Source organism: Ruminococcus sp. Marseille-P328, assembly GCF_964249465.1.
Taxonomy (GTDB): domain Bacteria; phylum Bacillota; class Clostridia; order Lachnospirales; family Lachnospiraceae; genus Blautia_A; species Blautia_A faecis.
Genome location: NZ_CAXUBQ010000015.1, coordinates 22,189 through 38,513, shown reverse-complemented (window position 1 = coordinate 38,513; position 16,325 = coordinate 22,189). Strand labels below are relative to the sequence as shown.

Genomic DNA, 16,325 nt, shown 5'->3' with positions numbered 1-16,325 from the left:
AATATTTTCAACAAATATGACAGCCGGGCTGGCATGTCAACTTGAAAGGAGAATCACAATGGCAGACGAAAAGAACATTGGTACCCCAGCAGAAGAGGAAATCGAGATCATCACCCTCACCGACGAAAACGGGGAAGACATGGATTTTGAGTTCCTGGACCTTGTTGAGTATGAAGGAAAGCGCTACGCAGTTCTTCTCCCACCTGTAGAGGACGTGGAAGGTGAGGACGAGAACGAAGATGAAGAAGTACTGATTCTTCAGGTTGAGGACGACGGAAATGAAGAAAACGAGAGCTATGTTTTCGTTGATGACGATGACATTCTCACCGCTGTTTTTGACATTTTCAAAGAGAAATTTAAAGACGAATTCGACTTCGCAGAAGAGTAAATTCACAAAAAGCTTTTAAGCAGCTGTACTCTATACAGTGTAAAAAGTTCCATCCCCCAACTTTTGACAAGATGTATGTCAGGATTTATGGGCGATTGCCGGAATAATTTTTTAAAACAGAATCTTGAGCAATAGAAAAAAGGTACCTGAAAACCATTTCAAAGTACCTTTTTTCTGTCATTTTATTCTCATTTATAGCTTAAAATCAACCTACAATGCTTTTTTAGTGAATCTTTTTTAATTTTCACCTATTTTTTCACCAAAACTCCAGCCCTGATTTACGCCAGACATTCATCCAAAATCTCCGCCATTTCATCGATATCCGCCTTGGTAATCACAAGCGGAGGCACAATACGAAGCACGTCGCTTCCTGCAGAAATAACCAGCAGTTTCTTCTCCAGAGCCTTCTTAACAATCTCTCCTACAGGTCGTCCTGCAATGACGATTCCCTGCATGAATCCCATACCTCTTCTTGCTGCAGCACACTCATGTTTTTCCACAAGTTCATCCAGTTTTTTTTCAAGATATGGGGTTAATTCCTGTACATGAGTAAGGATCATATCCTTCTCATAAATGTCAAAAACCTTGCTTACAGCCGCACATACAAACGGATTTCCGCCATAAGTTGTACCATGGTCTCCCGGCTTCAAAGAAGCCTGTGCAACCTTCTTACTCAACACAAATGCACCAACAGGAACACCGCATCCAAGCGCTTTTGCACAGGTCATAATATCCGGCTGTACACCGTATGCCTGCCATGCAAAATAATATCCGGAACGTCCCATTCCGCACTGGATTTCATCCAGAATAAGGAGAATATCTTTCTCATCACACAGTGCGCGAACGCCCTCCAGAAACTCTCTTTCCGCTGGATAAATACCGCCTTCTCCCTGTACGGTCTCCATAATAATTGCACATGTTTTATCTGTAACCTGGGCTTTTACACTCTCAAGATCATTGAAATCAGCAAATTTCACACCACCCATGAGCGGCTCAAAAGGCTCACGGTAATGTGCATTTCCAGTGACAGAAAGTGCTCCAATAGATCTGCCATGGAAAGAATGATTCATGGCAATGATCTCATGATCTGCATGTCCGTCACGTTCATAAGCATACTTTTTCGCAGCCTTTAATGCACCTTCAATAGCCTCTGTACCACTGTTTGTAAAGAAAGCCTTGTCCATGCGGCTTGCATTTACCAGCTTTGCGCCAGCTTCGATAATTGGCTCATTGTAATACAAATTAGAAATATGAGTCAGCTTATCAATCTGTTCTTTCAGTGCTTCATCATATCCAGGATAATGATATCCAAGCGAATTTACAGCAATTCCTGCTGCAAAATCCAGATATTTGGAGCCTTCGGAATCAAAAAGATGCACACCCTCTCCACGTTCAAAAACAACTGGAAAACGATTATATGTATGAAGAATACTGGACTCCGCTTCTTCCATCTGATTATTCATGTTCATGGTAATATTTCTCTCCATCCTCTCTTAAAATAGCAGTTCCGATACCTTTGTTTGTAAAGATTTCCAACAGTAAACTATGAGGAATTCTTCCATCAAGAATATGAACCCGGTTAACACCATGCTCAATTGCTTCAATACAGTTATTCAGCTTCGGAATCATTCCGCCGCCAACATATCCATCCTCGATCAGTTTTCTGGCATCCTGAATATGAAGCTCAGAAATCAGAGATGACGGATCATCTTTATCCCTATAAACTCCCTCAATATCAGAAAGAAATGCAAGCTTCTCTGCATGTACAGCCTCTGCAATTGCGCAGGCTGCATCATCTGCATTAATGTTATAGCTGTCATAATTATCATCAAATCCGATTGGAAAAACAATCGGAAGAAAATCTTTTTCCAGCAGATCATAAAGAATTTTCGGGTTTACTTCTGTAATATCCCCTACAAATCCAATATCCTCTCCATTGGAATATTTCTTTTTACATTTCAGCAATCCACCGTCTTTTCCACTGATACCAACAGCCTGTACGCCAAGAGATTCCACATGGGAAACAAGTTCTTTGTTTACTTTGGCAAGGACCATTTCTGCTATTTCCATTGTCTGGGAATCTGTTACCCGAAGACCATTGATAAACTTAGCCTCCATGCCTACTTTTCCAACCCATTTGCTGATTTCCTTGCCGCCACCATGTACGATAATTGGCTTAAATCCAACCAGTTTCAGGAGAACTGCATCCTTAATTACATTCGCCTTCAATTTTTCATCCAGCATAGCACTTCCGCCATACTTTATTACAACAATTTTACGGTTAAAACGCTGTATGTAAGGAAGCGCCTCAATCAGTACCTCTGCCTTATCAAGATATTTCTGATTTACCATTTTTTCTCTTAACCTTTCTTTCCTATATCTTTATGTTACAAAAGTCCTACAACTGCATGCCTTTCAGTCTTCCTCTGGCATCTAATTTACACACTCTCAAGCTTTAATATCAAGAACGGTAATCTGCATTAATTTTCACATAATCATAAGTAAGATCACAGCCCCATGCAGTTGCTTTTGCGTCACCCATCTTCACATCTGCAATAGCTGTTACCTCATCCTCAGACAGGATTCTGGTTGCCTCTGCTTCATCATATCCTGTTGAAACACCGTTCTCAATAATCTTTAATTTTCCTGCGCGGCTCTCAAAATACAGGTCAACTTTTTCCGGATCAAACTGCACTCCAGAGTATCCCATAGCGCACAAAATCCGTCCCCAGTTTGCATCGTGACCATAAATTGCAGCCTTTGTAAGAGAAGAAGTTACTACGGATTTGCTAAGCGTAACTGCATCTTCTTTTGTCTTAGCGCCCACAATTTTCACTTCAAAAAGTGCAGTCGCACCCTCTCCGTCACCTGCAATTTTCTTTGATAAACAGGTATTAATATAATTCAAAGCCTCCATAAATTTATCAAAATCAGCACCCTCTTCTGTGATCTCAGGGTTGCCTGCCATGCCGTTTGCAAGGAGCAAAACAGTGTCATTTGTGGAAGTATCGCCATCTACAGAAACCATATTAAAGGTATCTTTAATATTTGCACTTAGTGCTTTTTGAAGCATTTCCTTGGAAATTGCAGCATCTGTTGTGACAAATCCAAGCATGGTACACATATTAGGATGGATCATTCCGGATCCCTTGCACATACCGCCAACTGTTACTGTTTTTCCACCAATTTCGATCTGTACAGCAACCTCTTTTTTTACGGTATCTGTAGTCATGATAGCCTTGGCTGCCTCTGTTCCGGCCTCTAAAGAACCGTCAAGCTTCGGAGCCATAGCCTTTACACCATTTACAATTCTGTCAATCGGAATCTGCATTCCAATCACGCCTGTAGATGCAACCAGCACGCTATCTGCAGGGATTCCAAGTATCTCAGAAGCTGCATCAGCAGTCGCCTTACAATAGCCATATCCTTCTGCTCCGGTACATGCATTTGCAATACCGCTGTTGCAGATCACAGCCTGTGCAGATGGGTGATTATAGACCACATTCTGATCCCATTTTACAGGAGCTGCCTTCACCACATTTGTTGTAAAAGTGCCAGCTGCAACACATGGAACTTCACTGTAAACCATGGCCATATCTGTACGGCCTTTGTATTTAATTTCTGCTGCTGCCGCAGCTGCTTTAAACCCCTTTGCTGCGGTAACACCACCTGTAATTATTTCCATATTGATACTCCTCCTTTGCCCGATCAGGCAAATTATATGTTTATTTTTCAATGTAACTCAGTCCTGAAATCAGGCCCGGAGCCTGTCTCCAATTTCACTTTTACGGATACATCGGAACCTGTAATAATCCTTCCGCTTCATCAAACCCAAACATCAGATTCATATTCTGAACTGCCTGTCCGGCAGCACCTTTTACCAGGTTGTCAATAGCTCCCATCATGATGATTCTGTGGGTTCTCGGATCGATCTTGAAATTCACATCCACGTAATTACTGCCCTCTACCCACTTTGTCTGCGGACACACATCCTTATCCAGAACCCTCACAAATGTCTCATTCTCATAGCATGCATCATAAGCAGCTTTTACTTCTTCATAGGTCACATCCTTTGTCAGGGAAGCGTATGCTGTAACCAGAATGCCTCTGTTCATTGGAACAAGATGCGGGGTAAAATTAATGGTCACTTCCTGTCCGCAGGCATATCCTAACTGGTCTTCGATCTCTGGTGTATGTCTGTGTGTGGCAACACCGTAAGCCTTGATATTTTCATTTACTTCACAATAAAGATTATCAACCTTAGCCCCTCTTCCAGCACCCGTCGTTCCGGATTTAGCATCAATAATAATCGTGTTCGGATCAATCATTCCGGCCTTTAACAATGGGTAAATAGAAAGTGTAGAACAAGTTGGATAGCATCCCGGATTCGCGATCAGACGGGCTTTTTTGATGTCCTCACGGTTAATCTCACATAATCCGTACACAGCTTCATCAATAAACTGAGGGGATTTGTGCTCAATTCCGTACCATTTTTCATATTTCTTCACATCTTTAATACGGAAGTCTGCACTTAAATCAATTACTTTCGCTCTGGAAAGGATTCCCTCATTTACAAGAGAAGCACACAGCCCCTGCGGTGTTGCAGTGAAAATCACATCAACCTCATCTGCCAGAGCTTCCATGTTATCGTCCATACATTTTGCATCTACCAGCTTAAAAAAGTTCTGATAAATTCCTGCATATTTTTTATCAATGTAGCTTCTGGATCCATACCATGCTACTTCCACATTTTTATGTCCCAGAAGGAGACGTACAATTTCATTTCCCGCATAACCGGTTGCTCCAATAATTCCAGCTTTTATCATTTTAGTGTCCTCCATTATTATGGTGTCAAAAGCATGCTTTTTCAAACAGGCTCTAGAACTCATACTTGTTACTCTGTTCACTGGCAACAATGTCCGTTTTGTGAACGGAGTGAACAGTAACATGTGCTTTATAAACAATGATGAATGAATTATACATCTTCTTTGCATATTATGCAATAGTCATTTTTTCCTTATTTTCCATTCAATCTATCTTTTTTTGTGCATTTCAACGCGTATTTACCTATTATATGATGCATTTTTATGCAAAGTTTTTATAAATTTTTTTCAAATTTACTATTGCATATTTATGAGTATTGTTGTATATTATTCTTTGTGAATAACGTACAGAACGTAAGAGCCGTTATCACGATGAATATTTATTCAAAATTTAATATGCTTTATAACCCTATCTGTTTCAGAGGGATAAAAGAAAAGAGGTAAATATTATGAAAGAAAAAGTTGTACTTGCATATTCAGGCGGACTTGATACCACAGCATTGATTCCGTGGCTGAAAGAAACATTTGATTATGATGTTGTCTGCTGCTGCGTTAACTGCGGACAGGGAAATGAGCTGGACGGACTTGAGGAAAGAGCAAAGCTTTCCGGAGCTTCCAAATTATATATTGAGGATATCGTAGATGACTTCTGCGACAACTATATTATGCCGTGTGTTGAGGCAGGTGCTGTATATGAGCACAAATATCTTCTTGGTACTTCCATGGCACGTCCTGCTATTGCCAAGAAACTGGTTGAGATCGCAAGAAAAGAGAACGCTGTTGCAATCTGTCACGGCGCAACTGGTAAAGGAAATGACCAGATCCGTTTTGAGCTTGGAATCAAAGCTCTTGCACCAGACATCAAGATCATTGCTCCATGGCGTATGACAGACGTTTGGACCATGCAGTCCCGTGAAGACGAGATCGCGTTCTGCCAGGCTCATGGTATCAATCTTCCATTCGATGCAAAACACAGCTACAGCCGTGACCGTAACCTGTGGCACATCAGCCATGAGGGACTTGAGCTTGAGGATCCGGCGCAGGCTCCAAACTATGATGATATGTTAGTACTCAGCGTAACACCTGAGAAAGCTCCGGATAAAGAGACCGAAATCACCATGACATTTGAGGCAGGTGTTCCAAAGACCTTAAATGGAAAGGCAATGAAAGTTTCCGAGATCATCACAGAACTGAACAAGCTTGGCGGCGAGAACGGAATCGGCATTATCGATATCGTTGAGAACCGTGTTGTAGGTATGAAATCCCGTGGTGTTTATGAGACTCCTGGTGGAACAATCCTTATGGAAGCACATGAACAGCTTGAGGAGCTGATCCTTGATCGTGAAACTCTGGAAACCAAGAAGAAACTTGGCAGCCAGCTGGCTCAGGTTGTTTACGAAGGAAAATGGTTCACACCACTTCGTGAGGCAATCCAGGCATTCGTAGAGTCCACACAGAAATATGTAACTGGTGAAGTAAAATTCAAACTTTATAAAGGCAACATCATCAAAGCCGGAACCACTTCTCCATACAGCCTTTACAATGAATCTCTTGCTTCCTTCACAACAGGTGATATGTACGATCACCATGATGCAGACGGATTCATCACTCTGTTCGGTCTGCCGCTGAAAGTTCGTGCAATGAAGCTTGCAGAAGTAGAAAGTCAGAAACAGACCAACGACTGATCTTCATAAAAATAAGCAAAAAATATCTCCGGAAGTTCTTAATCCTCCCGGAGATGTTTTTTTGCAGATTTTTTGTTTTATGTAAACCAATTATTTTCCAGCGCTTATTTTATTTAGCAACCAGCGCTCATTAAAAATTTTCTCAACTGATTTTTACCTTCTTCTGCTCCAGCCTCTCAGACACCCATTCCTTAAACAATGTATAAATTACAGACACCAACGGAATAAAAATCAGCATTCCCACAATTCCCATAAGATTTCCGCCCAGAGTCACTGCAACCAGTACCCAGATTGCCGGCAGTCCCACAGAGTTTCCAACTACGTGAGGATAGATCAGATTTCCCTCAATCTGCTGCAGGATCAAGAACAATATAAGAAATGCCAAAGCTTTCAGAGGACTTACCATCAAAATCAGGAAAAATCCCACCCAGCATCCAATAATTCCGCCAAACACAGGAATCAGCGCCGTAAAACTGATCAGCACTCCGATCAGCATTGCATATGGAAATCTTCCGATCGTCATGGAAACAAAGAACATGCTTCCCAGGATCACCGCCTCTATGCACTGCCCGGTAATAAAGCTTGAAAACACCTTACTTGCCAGTGTACAAACATGTCCCAGATATTCCACTGTTTTCACAGGTAAGATCGCATAAGCCGCTTTCAGGACCTGCCTGCCCAGCTTCTCTTTCTGAAGGAGCACATAACAGGAAAACACAAAACCAATTGCAAAATTCATAGCCATACTCACCAGTCCCATAGTCACGGTAATAGTGGAGGATACCAGATTGTCCGCCCCACTTCTCAAAACGCTCACAATAGAATCAATAATTTTCTGCGGATCAATTTCTATGGTAGATGCCCATTTCACAATTTCAGAATCACTCTGGAAGGTATCTGTCAGCCATTTCTGAACTAACGGAATATCTTCTTCCACCTTTTTCACAACATTTACCAGAGTTCTTCCAAGCTCCGGTGCCACAATCAGTACTACAACGAGAATCGCCAGCACCACCAGAACAATGGAAAAGATCAGGCTCACCGGTCTTGCAAATTTTGCTGCTGCACGTCCCCTCCTGTTTTCTTTTTCCTTTGCTTTTCCAAAAACATGCCGCTCAATAAATGCCATAGGTACATTCAGCACAAACGCCATAGCTCCACCCAACACAAATGGCAGAAGAAGTCCCCACACAATTTTCACATACTTCAGCACCACATCCAGATTCTGCACTCCCAGATACAGAAGTACTGAAAAAGCGATCAGCCACCTTATCTTTTTCATATTTTCCTTATTTAGTTCCACTATTTTCAACCTCCTCCTTTCTTTCTCAGTACACTTTTGTTCTGCATATCTTACCACAAAATCCACTTTTTGACCAGTTATCCCTTTCTTTTTCCCACCTCTTTTAATTCAACGTGTTACTGTTCCCTCCGTGACCAGTAACACGCTTCGCGATGCAAAAGAATCATGCTTTGCATGATTTCGCGCCGCAATTCTCTGGTTTTCTGTGAACTTTATTGACACTTTTCCACGTTAACGCTATAATATTGATTAAATATCGTTTGCTCTAGAGCGTGTTTGAAAAAGGCTTTCTGCAAGATGTGCGTCACAACTTGTGGGAGATTTTTTTATAATTATATTGTGGGGTTTTTCCCCGGCGAAAAGGAGGTATCTTCACTAAATGAAACAGATATCAGGCAATAAGCTGCTGGTAAAAGCACTGAAAGAAGAAGGTGTTGAGTACGTTTTCGGTTATCCCGGAGCATGTACCATTGATATCAGCGATGAATTATACAAACAGGATGATGTCACCGTAATCCTTCCACGTCACGAGCAGGCACTGGTTCACGCAGCCGATGCTTACGCACGTACCACTGGAAAAGTTGGCGTATGTCTTGTAACAAGCGGTCCTGGTGCTACCAACCTTGTCACAGGCCTTGCTACAGCCAATTACGACAGCGTTCCTCTGGTGTGCTTCACCGGTCAGGTAGCACGTCATCTGATTGGAAACGATGCATTCCAGGAAGTTGATATTGTAGGAATTACCCGCAGTATTACCAAGTATGGAGTCACTGTACGCAACCGTGAAGATCTTGGACGTATCATCAAGGAAGCCTTCTATATTGCACGTACCGGACGCCCTGGACCGGTTCTCATTGACCTGCCCAAGGATGTAATGGCTGAACTGGGCAGTGCAGAATATCCAAAGAGCGTAAATATCCGCGGCTACAAGCCAAACACCAGTGTCCACATCGGACAGCTGAAACGTGCGATCAAAACACTTTCCAAGGCAAAGAAGCCTCTCTTCCTGGCAGGCGGCGGAATCAATATTTCCCATGCCAATAAGGTATTCCAGGAAGTAGTGGAAAAGACCGGTGTTCCGGTTGTAACTACTATTATGGGACGAGGTGCAATCCCTACCAACCATCCGCTTTTTATCGGAAACCTTGGCATGCACGGTGCCTATGCAGCCAATATGGCTGTAAGCAACTGTGACGTACTTTTTTCCATTGGAACACGTTTTAACGACCGAATCACAGGAAAGCTTCATGAATTTGCCCCTAATGCCCAGATTATCCATATTGACATTGACACGGCCTCTATTTCCAGAAACATCCAGGTAGATATTCCAATCGTTGCAGATGCAAAAGATGCCCTTGCAAAAATGTCCGAATACGTTTCCGACTATGCCAGCAAAAAATGGAACAGTGAGATAAACAGCTGGAAGCAGGAACATCCTCTTGTAATGCGTCCAAATGACAGATTAAGTCCGGTTGACATCATTAACCAGATCAACTGCCAGTTTGAAGAAGCCATCATTGTCACGGATGTCGGACAACACCAGATGCTGGTTTCCCAGTATGCTGAGATCACACCAGGCAAACAGCTTGTTATGTCCGGAGGACTTGGCACCATGGGATACGGTTTTCCCGGTGGTGTAGGCGCAAAGATCGGTAATCCGGACAAACCGGTTATTGTTATTTCCGGCGACGGTGGAATGCAGATGAATATTCAGGAATTTGCCACAGCTGTTCTGGAAGAGCTTCCACTGATCCTTTGTGTATTTAATAACGAATATCTTGGTATGGTTCGTCAGTGGCAGAAGCTTTTCTATGGCAAACGCTACAGCATGACCAATCTTCGCTCCGGTGCCCTTTCCCGCCGTACAAATGGCGAGGAATACCCGAAATATACACCGGATTTTGTAAAGCTGGCAGAAAGCTACGGTGCCAAAGGGATCCGGGTTTTCAATAAAAATGAGGTTGCCGCAGCCTTTGAAGAAGCAAAGAAAAATACCAAAGTTCCGACCCTGATCGAGTTCATCATTGATCCTGAAGAAATGGTTTATCCGATGGTAAAGCCTGGCGGAACACTGGAAGATTTAATTATGGATTGTTAATTAACAGGAGGTTTATCCAATGGCAGATAAAGGTATGAAAAAAAGATGGATTTCCCTCTACGTAGAAAACCAGGTAGGTGTTCTGTCCAAGATTTCCGGACTTTTCTCCGGCAAAAGCTATAACCTGGACAGCCTCACCGTTGGTACTACAGAGGATCCTACCGTTTCCCGAATGACCATCGGAACTGTAAGCGACGATGAAACGTTCGAACAGATCAAGAAACAGCTGAACCGAATGGTAGAAGTCATCAAAGTTATTGATTTCACCAATATGTTCGTCCGCATGAAAGAGATTCTTTACATCAAGGTTTTTAACTGCTCTTCTGAGGACAAAGTTGAATTATTCCAGATTGCTGAGACTTTCAAAGCCAGAGTCATTGATTACGGTAAAGACAGCCTGCTTCTGGAATTCGTACAGACAGCGACCAAAAATGATGCAGTTGTCAAACTGATCAAAGAAGAATTCGGCCGCATCGAAGTAGTCCGAGGTGGAAGTGTAGGAATTGAATCCATCAGCATGATGGAAAGATAATTTAAACGATGATGCCCCTCCTGTTAAAGGAGGGCATTTTTGTAAATTTTACGAGGGGATAATTCATTATGAAAAAACAACAAATACCATTAAAAAATTCACTGATTCTCCTTTTGACAGCAACGATCTGGGGAATCGCCTTTGTAGCACAAAGTGAGGGCGGTGAAGCTGTCGGCCCTCTCACTTTCAATGCCACAAGAAACATTATCGGTTCTCTGGTGCTGATCCCGGTTATTTTACTGCTCAATAAAATAAATCCACAGAGCAATTCAGCTGATTTCACAGAATCCGACAGACAGCCAATGGCATCCAGCGGTTCAAATCCATTTTCCCGCAACAAAACCTTAATTGCCGGCGGCATAATCTGCGGTATCTGCCTGTGTCTTGCTTCCAACTTCCAACAGTTTGGTATCCAGTACACCTCCGTTGGAAAAGCAGGTTTTCTCACTGCATGCTACATTATCATCGTCCCGATCCTTGGACTTTTTATGAAAAAGAAATGCAGTCCTTTTATCTGGGTTGCGGTTGTAATGGCACTGATTGGTCTCTATCTGCTTTGCCTCACAGACGGCTTTTCCATTGGAAAGGGAGACTTTCTGGTCCTGATCTGTGCTTTCCTGTTTTCCCTGCACATTCTGGTCATTGACTACTTTTCACCAAAGACAGATGGAGTAAAAATGTCTTGCATTCAGTTTCTGGTCTGCGGAATCCTCACTGCTATCCCAGCCATAATTCTGGAGCATCCCAGTCTTTCTTCATTCAGTGGTGCCTGGGGCGCTACTCTCTATGCCGGCGTTATGTCCTGCGGTGTCGCCTACACCCTCCAGATCGTGGGCCAGAAAAATATGAACCCAACCGTAGCCTCTCTGATTCTCAGTCTGGAATCCTGCATCTCTGTCCTCGCCGGCTGGATTATCTTAGGACAGAAATTAAGCACCCGGGAAATCATCGGTTGTGTGGTAATGTTCGGGGCTATCGTTCTTGCCCAGCTGCCGCAGAAAGAAACTGCCAGTGAAAAATAACGCGCAAAATAAGAGGTAACGCTTGAACCTTCCAAACGTTACCTCTTACTTATTTACCCCATATCACCCATTATACAGCTGATAATATTTACCTTTCTGCGCAATTAACTCATCATGAGAGCCTCTCTCAATAACACGTCCCTGCTCCAGAACCATAATACAGTCGCTGTTTCTGACTGTGGATAATCTATGTGCAATAGCAAATGTAGTTCTGCCTTCCATCAGCTTATCCATACCATCCTGTACAAGCTTCTCTGTACGGGTATCAATAGAGCTGGTAGCCTCATCCAGGATCAGAACCGGCGGATCTGCTACTGCCGCCCTGGCGATTGCAAGCAGCTGTCTCTGTCCCTGGCTTAAATTAGCACCATTATTGCGAAGCATAGTATGATAACCATCCGGCAGTCTTCGGATAAAGCCATCCGCATTCGCCAGCCTGGCAGCTGCAATAACTTCCTCATCTGTGGCATCCAGTTTTCCATAACGGATATTCTCCATAACGGTAGCAGTAAACAGATTAGTATCCTGAAGAACGATACCCATGGAACGTCTCAGATCACCCTTTTTGATCTTATTTATATTGATGCCATCATAACGGATCTTACCATCCTGAATATCATAGAAACGATTCAGAAGATTGGTAATTGTCGTCTTACCGGCACCCGTGGAGCCGACAAATGCAATTTTCTGTCCTGGCTTCGCATACATCTTCACATCGTGAAGCACGATCTTGTCATCACGATATCCGAAGTCAACGCCATCCAGAACAATATCACCTTTCAATTCAATATAATCTGTTTTGCCAGTGGCTTTGTGAAAATGCTTCCATGCCCAGCGTCCTGTACGTTTCTTGGACTCAACCAGCTTACCATTCTCTTCTTTCACATTTACCAGGGTCACATATCCGTCATCTACCTCCGGCTTCTCGTCCAGAAGGTCGAAGATACGCTTCGCTCCGGCAAGTGCCATAACAATACTGTTAAACTGCTGGCTTACCTGGTTGATCGGCTGGCTGAAGCTCTTGTTAAAAGTAAGAAAACTTGCCAGGCCGCCAAGAGTAAATCCACCCACACCATTTACTGCCAGCACGCCGCCAACAATGGCACACAGCACATAGCTGATATTCCCAATCTGTGCACAGGTAGGCATCAGCACGTTTGCAAATTTATTGGCATTATTCGCGCTCTCAAACAGCTGGTCATTCAGCTCATTAAACTTCTCAAGGCTTTCTTCCTCATGGCAGAATACCTTTACAACCTTCTGGCCTTCCATCATTTCCTCGATGTAACCATTTACAATACCAAGATTCTTCTGCTGCTCCATGAAATACTTGCCGCTGAGTCCTGCAAGATTTTTACTTGCCACCAGCATCACTCCAACCATGACCAGAGTCACGATGGTAAGAGGCACATTCAAAATAATCATACTTACCAATACACTGACAATGGTAATCACACTGGAGATCAGCTGTGGAATACTCTGGCTGATCATCTGGCGCAGTGTATCAATATCATTGGTGTAGATAGACATGATATCGCCATGTGCATGTGTATCAAAATATTTAACAGGAAGTGTTTCCATGCGCTCAAACATCTCATTTCGAAGATTGCGTAGGGTGCCCTGACTGACATAGATCATCAGACGGTTGTACGTATATGTGCACGCCACCCCAATTGCATAAAAACAGGCTACACGAAGAATTGCCATTGCAAGAGGATGGAAATCCGGAGTCTCAGATTGAAGCATAGGCATGATATACTGGTCAATCAAAGTCTTCATAAACATGGTTCCCTGCACATTGGCAAGAACACTTACCACAATGCCGATCACAACTACAATAATATGGATCCTGTAGTTCTTAAAAATATACCCCATCAGTCTTCCAAGCATCTTGCCCGGATTCTCTACCATAGGGCCTGAACGGAAGGCTGCCCCGCTGCGGCCTGGCTTCTTTATCGGTCTTTCATTGCTCATGCCTGCTCACCTCCTCTATTCTCATCAAAATCTCCACCACCCTTTATCTGTGAATTATAAACCTCCTGATAAATGGCATTGGTTTTCATCAGTTCCTCATGAGTTCCAAATCCGCTGATTTTTCCCTCATCCATGACAATGATCCTGTCCGCACTCTGAATACTGGAAATACGCTGTGCAATAATCAACTTGGTAGTATCCGGAATTTCTTCTACAAAAGCTCTTCTGATACGTGCATCTGTGGCAGTATCTACCGCACTTGTGGAATCATCCAGAATCAGTACTTTGGGTTTCTTAAGAAGAGCTCTGGCGATACACAGACGCTGTTTCTGACCGCCGGAAACATTGGTTCCGCCCTGCTCAATATAAGTATTGTATTTGTCCGGCATTTTCTCAATGAAGTCATCCGCACAGGAAAGCTGACACGCTCTGCGGCACTCTTTCTCCGAAGCCTCTTTATTTCCCCAGCGCAGATTCTCCAGAATGGTACCGGAAAACAGCACATTCTTCTGAAGTACAACTGCCACCTGGTTACGCAGACTATCCATATGGTAGTCACGCACATCCACACCTCCAACTTTCACTGATCCGGAGCTTACATCATAAAGCCGGCTGATCAGGTTTACCAGACTGGACTTGGCGCTTCCGGTTCCACCGATAATACCAATAGTTTCTCCTGCGCGGATAGAAAGATTGATATCCTTCAGCACCGGCTCCTTACTGTCCTTCTTATAGCTGAAATCCACATGGTCAAATTCAATACTTCCGTCTGCAACTTCCATAACCGGATCCTGCGGATCATGAAGATCTGCTGTTTCATTAATAACCTCAGTTACACGCTCTGCACTTGCTGCGCTCATGGTGACCATAACAAATACCATGGAGAGCATCATAAGGCTCATAAGAATATTCATACAATATGTAAGAAGACTCATCAATTCACCTGTAGTCAGACTGCCGCCAACGATCATGTTCGCACCAAGCCAGCTGATTCCAAGAATACATGCATATACTGTAAACTGCATAACCGGCATATTCATAACTACCAGCTTCTCAGCTCTTACAAACATTTCGTAAACTTTATTGCAGGCTTTCTGAAACTTAGTGGTCTCATATTCCTCACGTACATAAGCCTTCACAACGCGGACTGCGCTGATATTCTCCTGCACGCTGGCATTTAAATCGTCATATTTCTCAAATACTTCCCGGAAATACTTCGTCGCCTTTTTCATAATAAATACGAGAAAACATCCAAGAAAAATAACGGCAATAAGGTAAATGCTGGCAACCCTTGCATTGATCATAAACGCCATCGCCATGGCACAGATCAGACTGGCCGGGGCACGGGTACACATACGCAGGATCATCTGGTATGCATTCTGCAGGTTGGTCACGTCTGTAGTCAGACGTGTGATCAGACTTGCAGTACTGAACTTGTCAATGTTTGAAAATGAAAATGTCTGAATGTTCGTATACATTGCTTTACGAAGATTACGGGCAAAACCGGAGGATGCGTATGCTCCGTATTTTCCCCCAAGAATACCGGTAACAAGTCCTGCAACAGCAAGAAGCGCCATAATGGCACCCTTTCTGTAAAGATAACTGATATTACCGGCTTCCACACCGTTGTCGATCATATCTGCCATTACAAGAGGAATCATTGTCTCCACCACAACCTCCAGTATCATAAATACCGGTGTGAGGAAGGAGGCCTTCTTAAACTCCTTTACCTGGGCAAGTAATGTCTTTATCATCAGGTTCTCCCCTTTCTGTTTTGTTTTTCTTTTTACTTGTGCTGACTTTTCCGGCAGTCCGCCGGCTTATCTTAGTTTTCATCCCGCAGACAGCACTCTCTTTGGGCATTTTCCCGGATCATGTCCAGAACTTCCAGGAAGCATTCCAGTTTTTCCTGGGGAATATCAGACTTTAACACATCCTGGATCCTGTCAAAATTCTCCATAATTTCCATCTGAAATTCCATCCCCTTTTCCGTAAGCACCAGACGCTTCAACCTGGCATCTCTTGGAATAGATTCTCTGGTAATAAGCCCTTTCTTCTCCATTGCCTGAAGGATTCCTGACGCAGTAGAACGCGCCATCTGAAATTCTGCTTCCAGGTCTTTCTGAAAAACAGCTTCTTCTGAATGCCGGTACAGATAACCAATGATCCAACCCTGCATGCGGTTAATTCCGGCTTTCTCATCCACCTTGGACTGATACGAATTCACCAGACGCCCAATTACCTGATTGAGAGTACGAACCTCATACCCTATTTGCCGTTCCGCCCTGCAGCACTCATCAGGACCAGTTTTCTTCTTTTTCTCCATCTTTCCCTTCTTTCATATACTTCCATACAAAATAGTTCATGTGCGAACTGTTCGGGTTCGAACTGTTCGTGCACGAACTAATTATAAGGGGCATGTTTCTGAATGTCAATCCTGTTTTTTCAATATCCGCTTTGCTATTTGCTCGCGGAGCGTTTTTTGTGTAATAGGAAATTA

14 protein-coding genes are annotated in these 16,325 nt (G+C 43.3%); 5 read left to right on the top strand and 9 right to left on the bottom strand.

Features of this window, described 5'->3' with window-relative positions:
• Nucleotides 1-58: 58 nt before the first annotated feature.
• A complete protein-coding gene (locus tag ACESTK_RS11780) occupies nucleotides 59-388 on the top strand; it encodes a DUF1292 domain-containing protein (RefSeq protein WP_118579740.1) in 330 nt (109 codons plus the stop codon).
• Between the two features lie 278 nt (nucleotides 389-666).
• Here the strand turns inward: ACESTK_RS11780 and ACESTK_RS11775 are convergent, their stop codons facing one another.
• The 4 genes from ACESTK_RS11775 to argC all read right to left on the bottom strand — a co-directional run bounded on the left by ACESTK_RS11775 (nucleotide 667) and on the right by argC (nucleotide 5,214).
• On the bottom strand, nucleotides 667-1,857 hold the full coding sequence (locus ACESTK_RS11775; RefSeq protein WP_118579743.1) for an aspartate aminotransferase family protein: 1,191 nt from the start codon (nucleotides 1,855-1,857) through the stop codon (nucleotides 667-669).
• A complete protein-coding gene (gene argB / locus ACESTK_RS11770) occupies nucleotides 1,844-2,740 on the bottom strand; it encodes an acetylglutamate kinase (RefSeq protein WP_118579746.1) in 897 nt (298 codons plus the stop codon). The genes ACESTK_RS11775 and argB overlap by 14 nt, the downstream gene beginning before the upstream one ends.
• 109 nt (nucleotides 2,741-2,849) lie before the next feature.
• On the bottom strand, nucleotides 2,850-4,073 hold the full coding sequence (gene argJ, locus ACESTK_RS11765) for a bifunctional glutamate N-acetyltransferase/amino-acid acetyltransferase ArgJ (RefSeq protein ID WP_148461743.1): 1,224 nt from the start codon (nucleotides 4,071-4,073) through the stop codon (nucleotides 2,850-2,852).
• Nucleotides 4,074-4,173: 100 nt separating this feature from the next.
• Nucleotides 4,174-5,214 (bottom strand): N-acetyl-gamma-glutamyl-phosphate reductase, encoded by a 1,041-nt coding sequence (gene argC, locus ACESTK_RS11760; protein ID WP_148461744.1) that lies wholly within the window; start codon nucleotides 5,212-5,214, stop codon nucleotides 4,174-4,176.
• 446 nt (nucleotides 5,215-5,660) lie between these two features.
• Between argC and ACESTK_RS11755 the strand changes: the two genes are divergently transcribed.
• A complete protein-coding gene (locus ACESTK_RS11755) occupies nucleotides 5,661-6,896 on the top strand; it encodes an argininosuccinate synthase (RefSeq protein ID WP_118579752.1) in 1,236 nt (411 codons plus the stop codon).
• 142 nt (nucleotides 6,897-7,038) lie between these two features.
• On the opposite strand, the gene ACESTK_RS11750 is transcribed toward ACESTK_RS11755, so the two are convergent.
• Together ACESTK_RS11750 and ACESTK_RS11745 are read right to left on the bottom strand one after the other, a co-directional pair.
• Nucleotides 7,039-8,199 (bottom strand): AI-2E family transporter, encoded by a 1,161-nt coding sequence (locus ACESTK_RS11750; RefSeq protein WP_173716157.1) that lies wholly within the window; start codon nucleotides 8,197-8,199, stop codon nucleotides 7,039-7,041.
• Between the two features lie 249 nt (nucleotides 8,200-8,448).
• Nucleotides 8,449-8,529: a DUF6783 domain-containing protein gene (locus ACESTK_RS11745; protein ID WP_368072561.1), complete on the bottom strand. Its 81-nt coding sequence runs from the start codon at nucleotides 8,527-8,529 to the stop codon at nucleotides 8,449-8,451.
• A gap of 49 nt (nucleotides 8,530-8,578) precedes the next feature.
• On the opposite strand from ACESTK_RS11745, the gene ilvB reads away from it, so the two are divergent.
• From ilvB to ACESTK_RS11730, 3 genes are all read left to right on the top strand, one after another.
• Nucleotides 8,579-10,297 (top strand): biosynthetic-type acetolactate synthase large subunit, encoded by a 1,719-nt coding sequence (ilvB, locus tag ACESTK_RS11740; protein ID WP_187566215.1) that lies wholly within the window; start codon nucleotides 8,579-8,581, stop codon nucleotides 10,295-10,297.
• A gap of 19 nt (nucleotides 10,298-10,316) precedes the next feature.
• Nucleotides 10,317-10,829 (top strand): acetolactate synthase small subunit, encoded by a 513-nt coding sequence (ilvN, locus tag ACESTK_RS11735; RefSeq protein WP_118579761.1) that lies wholly within the window; start codon nucleotides 10,317-10,319, stop codon nucleotides 10,827-10,829.
• 68 nt (nucleotides 10,830-10,897) lie between these two features.
• Nucleotides 10,898-11,851 (top strand): DMT family transporter, encoded by a 954-nt coding sequence (locus ACESTK_RS11730; protein ID WP_373119808.1) that lies wholly within the window; start codon nucleotides 10,898-10,900, stop codon nucleotides 11,849-11,851.
• 63 nt (nucleotides 11,852-11,914) lie between these two features.
• Here the strand turns inward: ACESTK_RS11730 and ACESTK_RS11725 are convergent, their stop codons facing one another.
• The 3 genes from ACESTK_RS11725 to ACESTK_RS11715 all read right to left on the bottom strand — a co-directional run bounded on the left by ACESTK_RS11725 (nucleotide 11,915) and on the right by ACESTK_RS11715 (nucleotide 16,151).
• Nucleotides 11,915-13,825 (bottom strand): ABC transporter ATP-binding protein, encoded by a 1,911-nt coding sequence (locus tag ACESTK_RS11725; protein ID WP_226837381.1) that lies wholly within the window; start codon nucleotides 13,823-13,825, stop codon nucleotides 11,915-11,917.
• Nucleotides 13,822-15,579: an ABC transporter ATP-binding protein gene (locus ACESTK_RS11720; RefSeq protein WP_373119807.1), complete on the bottom strand. Its 1,758-nt coding sequence runs from the start codon at nucleotides 15,577-15,579 to the stop codon at nucleotides 13,822-13,824. The genes ACESTK_RS11725 and ACESTK_RS11720 overlap by 4 nt, the downstream gene beginning before the upstream one ends.
• Before the next feature lie 71 nt (nucleotides 15,580-15,650).
• A complete protein-coding gene (locus ACESTK_RS11715) occupies nucleotides 15,651-16,151 on the bottom strand; it encodes a MarR family winged helix-turn-helix transcriptional regulator (protein ID WP_195477714.1) in 501 nt (166 codons plus the stop codon).
• Nucleotides 16,152-16,325 lie beyond the last annotated feature (174 nt).

What these genes read in the sequence shown, in the direction of transcription:
- argJ (WP_148461743.1), bottom strand. Translation starts at nt 4,073, where the DNA reads ATGGAAATAATTACAGGTGGTGTTACCGCAGCAAAGGGGTTTAAAGCA.
- ACESTK_RS11780 (WP_118579740.1), top strand. Translation starts at nt 59, where the DNA reads ATGGCAGACGAAAAGAACATTGGTACCCCAGCAGAAGAGGAAATCGAG.
- ACESTK_RS11775 (WP_118579743.1), bottom strand. Translation starts at nt 1,857, where the DNA reads ATGAACATGAATAATCAGATGGAAGAAGCGGAGTCCAGTATTCTTCAT.
- ACESTK_RS11755 (WP_118579752.1), top strand. Translation starts at nt 5,661, where the DNA reads ATGAAAGAAAAAGTTGTACTTGCATATTCAGGCGGACTTGATACCACA.
- ACESTK_RS11725 (WP_226837381.1), bottom strand. Translation starts at nt 13,825, where the DNA reads ATGAGCAATGAAAGACCGATAAAGAAGCCAGGCCGCAGCGGGGCAGCC.
- ilvN (WP_118579761.1), top strand. Translation starts at nt 10,317, where the DNA reads ATGGCAGATAAAGGTATGAAAAAAAGATGGATTTCCCTCTACGTAGAA.
- argB (WP_118579746.1), bottom strand. Translation starts at nt 2,740, where the DNA reads ATGGTAAATCAGAAATATCTTGATAAGGCAGAGGTACTGATTGAGGCG.
- argC (WP_148461744.1), bottom strand. Translation starts at nt 5,214, where the DNA reads ATGATAAAAGCTGGAATTATTGGAGCAACCGGTTATGCGGGAAATGAA.
- ACESTK_RS11730 (WP_373119808.1), top strand. Translation starts at nt 10,898, where the DNA reads ATGAAAAAACAACAAATACCATTAAAAAATTCACTGATTCTCCTTTTG.
- ACESTK_RS11720 (WP_373119807.1), bottom strand. Translation starts at nt 15,579, where the DNA reads ATGATAAAGACATTACTTGCCCAGGTAAAGGAGTTTAAGAAGGCCTCC.
- ilvB (WP_187566215.1), top strand. Translation starts at nt 8,579, where the DNA reads ATGAAACAGATATCAGGCAATAAGCTGCTGGTAAAAGCACTGAAAGAA.
- ACESTK_RS11715 (WP_195477714.1), bottom strand. Translation starts at nt 16,151, where the DNA reads ATGGAGAAAAAGAAGAAAACTGGTCCTGATGAGTGCTGCAGGGCGGAA.